The sequence below is a fragment of the Nocardiopsis sp. TNDT3 genome, assembly GCF_003427465.1.
Taxonomy (GTDB): domain Bacteria; phylum Actinomycetota; class Actinomycetes; order Streptosporangiales; family Streptosporangiaceae; genus Nocardiopsis; species Nocardiopsis dassonvillei.
Genome location: NZ_QPFC01000216.1, coordinates 1 through 10,469, shown reverse-complemented (window position 1 = coordinate 10,469; position 10,469 = coordinate 1). Strand labels below are relative to the sequence as shown.

Sequence of the window (10,469 nt, the reverse complement as noted above, 5' to 3'; positions counted from 1 at the left end):
AGGGGCGGCCCCCGTACGCGGGCCGCCCCTCCGGCGTGACCGGCGGGTGCGCTCCCCGGCGCGCGGCTCCGCTGAGCCGGGGGCTCCTACGTCGCGAGGTGCGACCGCGTCTTCGGGCGTGTCCGGCTCAGCGCAGGTCGGCGAGGTAGGCGCGCACCCCCCGCCAGGCGGGGTGGGCGGGGTCGATGACCGCGAAGTGGTCGGCTCCGACCGGCTCGTGGTGGTCCACGGTGTCCCCCGCGGCGCGCGCGGCGGCCACGTAGACGCGGCTGTGGTCGACCGGGACGCGCTGGTCGGCGTCCCCGTGTACGACGAGTTGGGGCACCCCCAGCGGCACGCGCAGCAGCGGCGAGCTGGCGGCGTACACCCGCGCGGAGGGGGCGGGGCCCAGGAACGGCTCCACCGCTCCCTCGCCCAGTCCCTCCCGTGCGCAGCGCTCGGGGTCGGTGACCGGCGCGAGGGCGACCACGGCGCGCACGGGCGTGCGGGGGTGGAGCGCGTTGAGCAGGGCCAGGTGCCCGCCCGCCGAGTGGCCGACGGACACCGTGCGGGACAGGTCGTAGCGGCCGGGCTCGCCGGCCGCGGTCTCGGCGAGGGCCGCCAGGGCGCGGTCGACGTCGTCGAGCGTCTGCGGCCAGCCGCCCCCGTCGTCGCCGGTGCGGCGGTACTCCACGTTCCACACCGCCCACCCGGCGGCGGCCAGGTCGCGGGCCAGCGGATCCATGAGCCCGGCGTCGAGCCCGTCCCGCCACCAGCCGCCGTGCAGCAGGGCGGCGACGGGCGCGGGCGCGCCGCCCTCCGGTTCCCACAGGTGCGCGATCTGGCTGGGGTGCTCTCCGTAGGACACGGTGGTGGGCACGCGTCGCTCCTCGTCGTCGGGATGGCCTCCCGCGGACGGTAACAGCCCTCTCCCCACCTCCCCCACCGCGCGTCCCCACGATGCGCTCCGGCGGGGTCGCGGGCCCCTGGCACACGGCAGCGCCGACGGCGGGGCCGTCGGCGCTGTCGGGCGTCCTGGCGTGACCGGAGAGCGGGTCCTAGAAGGCGGGACCGGCGGCCATGGCCTCGTCGATGGTCGTGGAGCGGGCCTCCTCGACCTCCTCGACCAGGTCGTCCTCGTGCGCCTCGAACTCCTCGACCACGGCGGCGGAGAAGCTGCGCAGGGCGATCTCCTCGGTGAGGATGTCGCCGCGGACGCGGTTGTTCTCACCGATCTGGGCGGTCGGGCTGTTGGCGGAGGTGGACAGGTCACCGCCGACGATGTTGTTGTCGATGTAGACGCCGCCGCTGACGCCGGTGACGCTCAGGTCGCCGTCGACGTAGTTGACGGAGGAGCAGAAGCCCTCCTGCTCCCCGGCGCCGACCGCGACCGGACCCGTGCCGCCGCTGTAGGTGGCCGCGCCGATCACCTCGCTGTCGCAGAGGATGCCGCCGCTGGCGGGGTTGTTGACGGTCAGGGCGCCGCGCACCACGGAGTCGTAGATGTCGGCGTACTCGACACCGTCGGCCTTGACGGCGCCGCCGATGCGCGAGCCGGAGACGTAGACGGCGCCGACCTCGGCGTTGATGCTGTGGACGGAGGAGTCCACCACGTAGGCGAAGCCGTCGGTGTTGCCGCCGTCGACCGGGACGGCGCGCAGGGCGGCACCCGTGGAGCTGTTCTCCAGGTAGGTGCCGTAGGAGCCGCGGTTGACCACGCGGTCGCCGACGGAGGTCTCCTGGGAGTCGAAGTAGGCGTCCTGCTGGACGGTCACCTTCCCCTCGATCTCACCGCCGATGATGTGCAGGTTGGCACCCTGGCGCACGGTGACGTCGCCCTGGATGACCGTGCCGTCCAGGAAGCAGCTCTTGCCGGCGGGGACCGCGAGGTCCGTGGGCAGGGTGATGGCACCGCCGTGGCCCGAGCAGAGGGTGACCAGGTCAGCCTGGGCGGGGGAGGCCATCAGCGTGACACCACCGACGGCCAGGGCGGTCGTGGCGATGGCAGCGACCTTGCTCCGGAGCTTCATTCGGGGGATTCCTTTCGTTGTGACCGTGGGGGGGCGACACTCCGAGCGATGCGGAGGCGCGCCGTGAGACACCACAGTGAAATTACCGACCAGCCGTCCCTTTGGGAATACGTGCTAGACGAAGATTCGCTTCTGTCCAGGTTTCCAGCGGGAAAACGCTCCAGATGCCAACGGTCCCCCGAACCCCGGAAGTGACTCTCGGTAGCACAACGGACACACGCGTCAGGCCGGCCCCGTGGCGTGTGGTCCTTTGCGGCCCGGGGCCGCCGCCCCGAGGGCGGCCCCGGCGCGCGCGGCTACTTGAGGTGGCCGTCCCCGGTGACCACGTACTTGGTGGAGGTCATCTCGGTCAGCCCCATCGGGCCTCTGGCGTGCAGCTTCTGGGTGGAGATGCCGATCTCCGCGCCGAAGCCGAACTCGCCGCCGTCGGTGAACCTGGTGGAGGCGTTGACCATGACCGCCGCGGAGTCCACCCGGGAGACGAAGTACCGGGAGGCCTTCAGCGAGTCGGTGACGATGGCCTCGGTGTGCTGGGTGGAGTACCTGCGGATGTGGGCCAGCGCCTCGTCGATGGTGGGCACCACCCGCACGGCCAGGTCCATGGACAGGTACTCGGTCGCCCAGTCCTCCTCCGTGGCCTCGACCACCCGGGCCCCGGTCGGGTGGGCGGCGGCGGCCTCCAGCACCCGGGGGTCGCCGTGCACGGTCACGCCGCTCTCGCCGAGGGCCCGCAGCACGCGTGGCAGGAACTCCTCGGCCACGGCCTCGTGCACCAGCAGGGTCTCGGCGGAGTTGCACACCGAGCAGCGCTGCGCCTTGGCGTTGGCGGTGATGGCCACGGCCTTGTCGAGGTCGGCGTCGGCGTCCACGTAGACGTGGCACAGGCCCTCGCCGGTCTCGATGACCGGCACGGTGGAGTCGCGCACCACGGCCTGGATGAGGGAGCCCCCGCCGCGCGGGATGAGCACGTCCACCAGGCCGCGCGCCCGCATGAGCGCGGTGGAGGACTCGCGGGTGCGGCCGGGCACCATCTGGACGGCGTCCACCGGGACCCCGGTGCCCTCCAGGGCGTCCCGCAGGACCCCGACGATGGCGGTGTTGGAGGAGTAGGCCGAGGAGGAGCCGCGCAGCAGGGCGGCGTTGCCGCTCTTGAGGCACAGGGCGGCGGCGTCCACGGTGACGTTGGGGCGGCCCTCGTAGATGATGCCGATGACACCGAGCGGCACCCGGATCTGGCGCAGGTCCAGGCCGTTGGGCAGCACGGATCCGCGCACGGACTCGCCCACCGGATCGGGGAGCTCGACGATCTCGCGGACGGCCTCGGCGATGGCCTCGATCCGCTGCGGGGTGAGGGTGAGCCGGTCGACCATGGCCGGGCTGGTGCCGTCCTCGCGGGCCCGCGCCACGTCCTCGGCGTTGGCCGCGGTGATCTCGTCGGACCGCTTGACCAGGGCGTCGGCGATCGCCAGCAGCGCGGCGTCCTTGACCGCCCGGCTGAGCGGGGCGAGGTCGGCCGCCGCGTCCCTGGCCCGCCCGGCTACCGCGTGGACCTCGCGCTCGATGTCACTCATGGTGCTCTCTCTTGGTTGGGAGGCCATCCCGGCGTACCCGCCCTGCGGCGTCGAAGGGTCTCAGGGGCATGCGCCGGGGTGAACGCTTTCAGCGTATAGCGCGGCCCCGCCGGACGGAGGTTGTCCACAGGGCGGAGTCGGGCGCGCACGGCCGGGCCGTCCGGTCCGGCCCGCCACCTCGGCGTCCACCGGACGGACGCTGGTACCCCAACCCGGACCGGTCACCGGGCGTGACGTCCCACAGGCCGCACGTGAGGAAGGTCATATAACGCGGGAGACAAGGGCCCGTCTCAGGGGAACGCCCCCGACGACGGACGATAACGAAAGGTGTCGACGCGGTCACACGGCCCCGGAGAGCGCCTCGGATATCGTCGCATTCTCTCGAATGGACGCATTCCGAAGGCGGCTGCGGCCCGCCCCGCCGACGACTGGACGACGAAGTCCAGGGAACTTCTGGTCACTTCGGATTCATGGCTATGCAGCAGTACGAACTACCGTGATCGGCCGCATTTGAGTACACCAGGAACGCGAGTGCGAGAATGACAACGAATTTCGGTCCGCGAACGAGCCTCGGCGGGGCTCCGTCCACGGCAGGGGCACTGGCCCGGCTGTCCAGGATTCCGGTGCTGCGGGAGAAGTACCTCCGCCACGTCTCCGGGGCCTCCGCGCCGGAGCTGTCCGACCTCCCCACGCTCGACAGGGACGAACTGGGCCGGGCGATCGACACCCTGGTGCGCACCGACCCGTCCGCCCTGACCCGCGCCTCCCTGAACGTCATGGGGGGCACCCGGTCGACCATGCGCCTGGGGGCGGTCCCGGCGGACCTGTACCTGGACGAGATCGCGCCGCACGTGCGCCCCTTCGAACAGGGCGACCTGTTCACCACCCTCGGCACCCCGTTCCACATGCGGGCCTGCCAGGAGCTGCACAACGGACTCGCCGCCAGGGCCGGGGTGCCCACACTCTCCATGGACGCGCCGACCGACCAGATGATCGACGCCTACCTCGACCTGTTCGAGCGCCACGGGGTCAACGCCCTGGGCACCACCCTCGACACCTTCCGGAGCCTGCTCCGTTACTGCGCCGCGTCCGGCCGGGACCTCGGGTTCCTGCGCAAGGTGCTGTGGAGCGGTCCGGCCATGGACGCCGCCACCCGAGCGCTGATCCGGACACACTTTCCCCACCTGCGCACATGGGCGCTCTTCGGCTCGGCGGAGACCTGGATCATCGGGCACAGCGGCCCGGACTGCGCCAACGACACCCTCCACCCTCTCCCCCACCAGTACACGGAGATCGTCGACGGGCGCATGCTGGTGACCGTCACACACGAGAAGGCGGTCGTCCCGCTGCTGCGCTACGAGACCGGGGTCGCGGCCGAATGGACGGCCTGCCCCTGCGGCCTGCCCGGTCCCGCGGTGCGCACCCACAGCCGCATAGACGCCCCGATGGGGCCGCTCAGCCGCGTGGTCTCCCCCCTCGACCTCGTGCCGCTGGCCCTGCGGCTCGACTCGGTGGAGGCGGCCCAGGTCGTCCTGGTCGATCCCCACACCGAGGACGAACGGCTCCACCTGCGGGTCCGGCTGCGCCCGGAGACCAGGTCCGAGCTCTACACCGGCGAGTGGATCCGGCAGCACGTGCTGTCCGAGTCGCTGGGACTGTCCGAGGTGACGGAGGAGGCTCCGGAGTCCTTCGAGGTCATCGTCTCCCGGCACATGCTGCGGGAACTCCCGGACGGGTCGGCCCCCGAGTTCCTGGTGCGCGAGGGGGGACGCCTCCGAATCCAATCGATATCGAGTCAGGGTCAGGGTTCTTATGGTACCTTCTCGGCATAGGTTCAGGAGGGCGGGTCGCACGCGCCGTATGCGGCGCCCAGGTCACACCCCCGGGTAGCACCTCCCTGAGTCGCGTCGAGCACGACCACCGAGCACAGGAGTGCGCATGCGGACTGTTCCGCTGACCACCGACGGCCCCACCGTGTCCGCCCAGGGGCTGGGCTGCATGGGGATGAGCGAGTTCTACGGCCCGGGAGACGAGGCCGACTCCCTCGCGACCCTGCACCACGCCCTGGACCTGGGCGTCGGCTTCCTCGACACCGCGGACATGTACGGGCACGGGGCCAACGAGGAGCTGGTGGGCAAGGTCGTCCGGGAACGGCGGGAGGAGGTCGTCCTCGCCACCAAGTTCGGGATCGTCCGCGACCGCGGGACCGGCGCCCGCAGCCACCGCGGGGACGCGGAGTACGTCCACGCGGCCTGCGACGCCAGCCTCTCCCGCCTGGGCGTCGAGACGATCGACCTCTACTACATGCACCGGCGCGACACCTCGGTCCCCGTCGAGGAGACGGTCGGGGCCATGGCCGAGCTGGTCGCCCAGGGCAAGGTGCGCCACCTGGGGCTGTCCGAGGTGAGCGCCGACGAACTGCGCGCCGCCCACGCCGTGCACCCGATCGCCGCCGTGCAGACGGAGTGGTCGCTGTGGAGCCGCGACGTGGAGGAGTCCGTGGTGGGCGAGTGCGCGCGGCTCGGCGTGGGCTTCGTCCCCTACTCCCCGCTGGGGCGCGGCTTCCTCACCGGGGCCCTCCCTCCGGTGGAGGAGCTGTCCGCCGACGACTTCCGCCGCGGCAAGCCGCGCTTCTCCGGCGAGAACGCCGTGCGCAACCAGGATCTGCTCGCCATCGTGCGGCGGGTGGCCGAGGCGCACGGCGCGACCCCGGGCCAGGTCGCCCTGGCGTGGGTCCACGCCCAGGCCGAGCGCTGGGGCCTGCCCGTCGTCCCCATCCCGGGAACCAAGAGGCGCGAACGCCTGGAGGAGAACGTGGGCGGCGCGGACCTGGTCCTCTCCCCGGAGGACCTCGCCGAACTCGACACCATCGCCGACGCCACCGCGGGCGCACGGTACTGACCCTCCCCCGAGCCGGGGTGGAGCGGACGGCTCCCGGCGCCGGCCTGACGACCGGCCGACGAGCACGGAGGGACAGGCGCTCTGAGATACGATTCCCAGATGACCCAGCTTCCCATGGACCAGCGGATCGGTCATCACCTGAAGCGCGCCGAGCAGGAGCTGATCTCCGCGAAGCACGCTGTTCTGAGGCAGTTCAACCTCTCGGTCCCCCAGTACACGGTCCTGCTCGTGCTCTCGGAGGAGCCCGGGGCCTCAGGTGCGATCCTGGCCCGCAGGTGCCTGGTGACCCCCCAGACGATGTCCTCGGTCCTCGCGACCCTGAGCAGGCGCGAACTGATCGAGCGCAAGCCCCACCCGTTGCACTCCCACATCCTGGAGACGAGGCTCTCCCCCAGCGGACAGGACCTGCTCGCCAAGGCGGACGAGGCCGCGATCCGGGTGGAGATGCGGCTGAGCGAGGCGTTCAGCAGCGAGGAGGAGGGTGAGTTCGTCCGCTTCCTCAGCCGGTGCGCGGAGGTCTCCGCGGAGACCCGCACCGAACTGGCGGACCTGGGCGAGGAGTGACCCCGGTCCGGGCGGGCGCCCCGGCGTCACCGCGCGGGGAGCCGGACGGGGCCCCGCCCCGCCGCTCCGTGGGCGCCCGCCTCCCGCGCCCTCCCGGAGAGGCGCTCGCAGGGGCGCTCCCCCAGGCGTCCTGAAAGGCACCCGGACAGGCGTCCCGGGAAAGGCTTCCGGAAGAGGCCGCGCCCCCACGGTCGGGGCGCCGACCGTTCACGCACGTCCCGGGATGGAGCGTGCACGGCCCCGGGGACCGGACACGCCCCGCCCCGCCTCCCGGGCCGGGAGGGGTCACGCGGGAACGTGGACCGGAGTCGTCCCCGCGGAGCGGACCGAACGGACCACGGAGGCCGCCCTCGCGGCCACGGGACTCCACCGCACGAGGGCCAGCCCGACGCTCATGCCGCCGCCGAACCCCGCGAGCAGGACGAGGTCGTCCCGTTCGAGCAGCCCGGCGCGGTGCACCGTGTCCAGGGCGACGGGCACCGATCCCGAACCCGTGTTGCCATGGGTCTGCACGGTCAGGTGGAGGTGGGCGTTGTCCAGGCCCAGCGACGGCCAGACGTCCTCGAGCATGGCGCCGTTGGCCTGGTGGGGCACGAAGTGGCGGATCTCCTCCCGGTCCACGCCCAGGCCGTCGAGCATCCGGTGGACCGCCTCGGGCAGCCGCCGGGTGACGTACTCGCGCACGCCGCGGCCCTCCATCGTGAAGAAGTGCCCGCCCTGTCCCAGGGTCTCCGCGGAGGCGGGCAGGCGCGAGCCCCCGGCCGGAACCCTGATCAGGTGGTGGTGGTCCCCGTCGGTGAGCAGCTGCGTCCCCACGACGCCGCCGCGGTCGTGCGCGGGCCCCAGCAGGACCGCGCCCGCGCCGTCGCCGAACAGGACCGCCGTCCTGCGGTCGCCGTAGTCGAGGATCCGGGAGTAGATGTCCGCGCCGATGACCAGCGCGTAGGCCTCCCCGTGCGGCCGCAGCAGGTGCTCGGCCACGGAGAGGGCGTAGACGAAGCCGCTGCACACGGCGTTGACGTCGAACGCCGCCGCGGACCGCGCGCCGAGCAGGTGCTGGGTGATGCTGGCCGTCGCGGGCTGGGGGTGGTCCGGGGTGGACGTGGCGACGATGACGTAGGCCAGGCGGTCCGCGGACACGCCCGCCTGTGCCAGGGCCCGTCGGCCGGCCGCCGCGGCGAGGTCGGAGGTGGCCTGGTCGGGGGCGGCGCGTCGGCGCTCGCGGATCCCCGTCTTGCGGCGGATCCACTCGTCTGTGACACCGGCGGTGCGGGCGATCGGCTCGTTGCCGACCACTTCGTCCGGCAGGTACGAGCCCGTACCGAGGATGGCGATGGTCATCGTGCTGTCTCCTTCTTGCTGGGCTGCGGGGAGGGGAGGGCCCGGGAGCGCCGCCGCACCGCGCGGAGGCGCTCCCGACCCGGCGTCACGCGTTCACCGACGGGAGGCGCGGGGCTCCCTCCGCCGCGCCGGGGCCCGGGCGGCCGGAGCGGACGCGTTCCCATCCGTTGGCCTCGGCGTGCGCGGTGAGCGTCGCGTCCTCGCCGACGGCGACCGGGACTCCCACGGCCGACAGCAGGGCGAGGTCGCTGGAGTGGTCTCCGTAGGCGGTGCACGAGGACAGGGGTACGCCTCTCACCGCCGCGGCGGCCCTGGCGGCGGTCTCCTTCGTCGCGCCGATCATGGGGACGAGGACCTCACCGGTCAGGTGCCCGCCGCGGACGACCGGCCGTGTGCCCAGTGCCCAGTGGGCTCCGGCCTCCTCCGCGATCGGGTCCAGGCAGGCGAAGAAGGAGCCCGAGAGCAGGACGACCAGGTCGCCCTCGGCCCGGTGGCGGCGCAGGCGCTCCAGCACCGGCGTGTGCCAGAAGCCCGGCACGCGCGCGGCCTCGGAGAACCACGCCCGCCCCTCGGCGCGCAGCCCCTCGACGGACTCGCCCGCCATGATGCGGTAGTAGAGGCGGTTGACGTCCTGGCGGGGCACGCCCCGGGCCGCCGCCGCCCTGAGGTGGGCCACGGCCCGTTCGTAGGAGCCGGGCGGTCTGGAGCCGTTCCCGAGGTGGAACTCCAGGAACGAGAACATGCTCTTCGGTCCGATGAGCGTCTCGTCCACGTCGAAGAACGCGATGCCGCGCCCCCGGGTCCCCGGGGTGTGCGCTCCGTTCGCGAGGGTCATGGCTTCTCCTGTCGTAGGGGTCGGTACGGTCCGCTTCACGCGGGGAGGCGGACCAGGCCGACCTCGATCCGGCAGATCGACGCGCCCCTCTGGAGCACGTCCACCTCGACGGAGGTCGGGGCGGGTTCGGGGCCGCCGGTGGGCGCGAGGAACTCCACGATTCCGCCCTGCGTGTAGTAGACGCCCTCCTCCTCGGGCCCCTCCGCCCCCGCCGGAGCGGTGACGGCCCGCAACTCGGTCCGGGGCTCCAGTTCTCCGAAGCTGGTGAAGGTGGCGGTGATCTCGGTGGGGTAGGCCTTGGCCGGCGAGGTGCCCCGGACCTCCAGGAGCGTGTTCAGGGCCAGTTGGCGCCCGGCCTCGATCAGGACCATGCCCGGCAGGTGGTCCTGGGCGTGGTCGAACAGGCTCGGGTGCTGGGGCAGCACGCGCAGGGAGGCCGACACGGTGTCCCCGGCCCCCGCGAGCCCGGTCAGGACCACGTTGTCGCCGTTCGACCGGCCGACGAGGTAGGGGGCGGGGAGCTCCCCGCCGACGGTGAAGACGAAGGTCTCCGTGGAGGGGACCGGCTCGCCGGAGCGGTTGCGCAGGCGCAGCGCCTCGTAGCTCGCCGGGGACTTGAACCGCAGGCCGACGACGGCGTTGCCGACCTCCGTGCCGTCGACGAAGAGCCGGAACCTGGCGTCGTAGCCGACGACGCGTCCTTCCTTGACCCTCTTGTCCCCGACGGAGCAGAGCATGCGGAGGGCGCACGGAGCCGTCCCCACCGTCATCAGCTCGGGGCGCGTGATGGTGATGCCCAGGGTGGTGAGCACGAACTTGTGGTCGAAGGGGACGCCGTAGTGGGTGTGCGCGATGGCCAGCCCCACCTGTCGGCATGCTTCGAGCAGCAGCACGGGGTCGTGGCGGCGGGGGCGGAGCAGGTGGTCGCCGTAGTAGGCGTGTGAACGGGGGAGCTGGGCGGCGGCCGCGTGGGCGTCCCCTCCGAGGGGCTGGGTGTCGGTGACGAAGACCTCCGCCAACGACTCCCGGTGGACGACGGTGCGGTCAACGGTCCGCTCGTAGTCCAGGGCCGGACCCTCCGTGCCTGCGGTCACGGTGTCGGTGGCGCCGTTGAGGAGGTGGTGCACGGGCATCTGCATGGTCTGTCTCACATTCCTCGGGCTTGTGGTCCTGATGTGGGGGCCGCGGGCGGAGAGCGTCTCCCCGCGGTGCGTCGGTACGGCGGGTCGGAGGCCGGGGTCCGGGGTC

General features: G+C 72.7%; 9 protein-coding genes. 3 read left to right on the top strand and 6 right to left on the bottom strand.

All coding sequences use genetic code 11. The features are described from left to right. Positions 1–127: 127 nt before the first annotated feature. From DQW06_RS05975 to DQW06_RS05965, 3 genes are all read right to left on the bottom strand, one after another. The gene (locus DQW06_RS05975; RefSeq protein WP_013154374.1) at positions 128–859 is read right to left on the bottom strand and encodes a S9 family peptidase; all 732 of its coding nucleotides are present in this window, start codon (positions 857–859) and stop codon (positions 128–130) included. Positions 860–1,037: 178 nt separating this feature from the next. Then, the gene (locus DQW06_RS05970) at positions 1,038–2,009 is read right to left on the bottom strand and encodes a hypothetical protein (RefSeq protein WP_071622525.1); all 972 of its coding nucleotides are present in this window, start codon (positions 2,007–2,009) and stop codon (positions 1,038–1,040) included. 296 nt (positions 2,010–2,305) lie between these two features. Beyond that, positions 2,306–3,580: a glutamate-5-semialdehyde dehydrogenase gene (locus DQW06_RS05965; RefSeq protein ID WP_117198111.1), complete on the bottom strand. Its 1,275-nt coding sequence runs from the start codon at positions 3,578–3,580 to the stop codon at positions 2,306–2,308. 539 nt (positions 3,581–4,119) lie between these two features. On the opposite strand from DQW06_RS05965, the gene DQW06_RS05960 reads away from it, so the two are divergent. The 3 genes from DQW06_RS05960 (at position 4,120) to DQW06_RS29785 (ending at position 7,045) form a co-directional block, all read left to right on the top strand. Next, complete coding sequence (locus DQW06_RS05960; protein WP_232051686.1) at positions 4,120–5,412, top strand: AMP-dependent synthetase; 1,293 nt, start codon at positions 4,120–4,122, stop codon at positions 5,410–5,412. Positions 5,413–5,518: 106 nt separating this feature from the next. Then, positions 5,519–6,481 (top strand): aldo/keto reductase, encoded by a 963-nt coding sequence (locus DQW06_RS05955; RefSeq protein ID WP_071622526.1) that lies wholly within the window; start codon positions 5,519–5,521, stop codon positions 6,479–6,481. A 99-nt stretch (positions 6,482–6,580) separates the two neighbouring features. After that, the gene (locus DQW06_RS29785) at positions 6,581–7,045 is read left to right on the top strand and encodes a MarR family winged helix-turn-helix transcriptional regulator (RefSeq protein ID WP_013154379.1); all 465 of its coding nucleotides are present in this window, start codon (positions 6,581–6,583) and stop codon (positions 7,043–7,045) included. A 285-nt stretch (positions 7,046–7,330) separates the two neighbouring features. Here DQW06_RS29785 and DQW06_RS05945 read toward each other — a convergent pair whose 3' ends face one another. The 3 genes from DQW06_RS05945 to DQW06_RS05935 form a co-directional block, all read right to left on the bottom strand. Beyond that, positions 7,331–8,386, bottom strand: a complete 1,056-nt coding sequence (locus tag DQW06_RS05945; protein WP_013154380.1) for a 3-oxoacyl-ACP synthase III family protein — start codon at positions 8,384–8,386, stop codon at positions 7,331–7,333. A gap of 85 nt (positions 8,387–8,471) precedes the next feature. Continuing rightward, positions 8,472–9,221 (bottom strand): HAD family phosphatase, encoded by a 750-nt coding sequence (locus tag DQW06_RS05940; protein WP_013154381.1) that lies wholly within the window; start codon positions 9,219–9,221, stop codon positions 8,472–8,474. A 35-nt stretch (positions 9,222–9,256) separates the two neighbouring features. Beyond that, a complete protein-coding gene (locus tag DQW06_RS05935; protein WP_232832963.1) occupies positions 9,257–10,354 on the bottom strand; it encodes a ScbA/BarX family gamma-butyrolactone biosynthesis protein in 1,098 nt (365 codons plus the stop codon). Between the last annotated feature and the right edge of the window lie 115 nt (positions 10,355–10,469).

What these genes read in the sequence shown, in the direction of transcription:
- DQW06_RS05955 (WP_071622526.1), top strand. Translation starts at nt 5,519, where the DNA reads ATGCGGACTGTTCCGCTGACCACCGACGGCCCCACCGTGTCCGCCCAG.
- DQW06_RS05965 (WP_117198111.1), bottom strand. Translation starts at nt 3,580, where the DNA reads ATGAGTGACATCGAGCGCGAGGTCCACGCGGTAGCCGGGCGGGCCAGG.
- DQW06_RS29785 (WP_013154379.1), top strand. Translation starts at nt 6,581, where the DNA reads ATGACCCAGCTTCCCATGGACCAGCGGATCGGTCATCACCTGAAGCGC.
- DQW06_RS05945 (WP_013154380.1), bottom strand. Translation starts at nt 8,386, where the DNA reads ATGACCATCGCCATCCTCGGTACGGGCTCGTACCTGCCGGACGAAGTG.
- DQW06_RS05970 (WP_071622525.1), bottom strand. Translation starts at nt 2,009, where the DNA reads ATGAAGCTCCGGAGCAAGGTCGCTGCCATCGCCACGACCGCCCTGGCC.
- DQW06_RS05940 (WP_013154381.1), bottom strand. Translation starts at nt 9,221, where the DNA reads ATGACCCTCGCGAACGGAGCGCACACCCCGGGGACCCGGGGGCGCGGC.
- DQW06_RS05960 (WP_232051686.1), top strand. Translation starts at nt 4,120, where the DNA reads ATGACAACGAATTTCGGTCCGCGAACGAGCCTCGGCGGGGCTCCGTCC.
- DQW06_RS05935 (WP_232832963.1), bottom strand. Translation starts at nt 10,354, where the DNA reads ATGCCCGTGCACCACCTCCTCAACGGCGCCACCGACACCGTGACCGCA.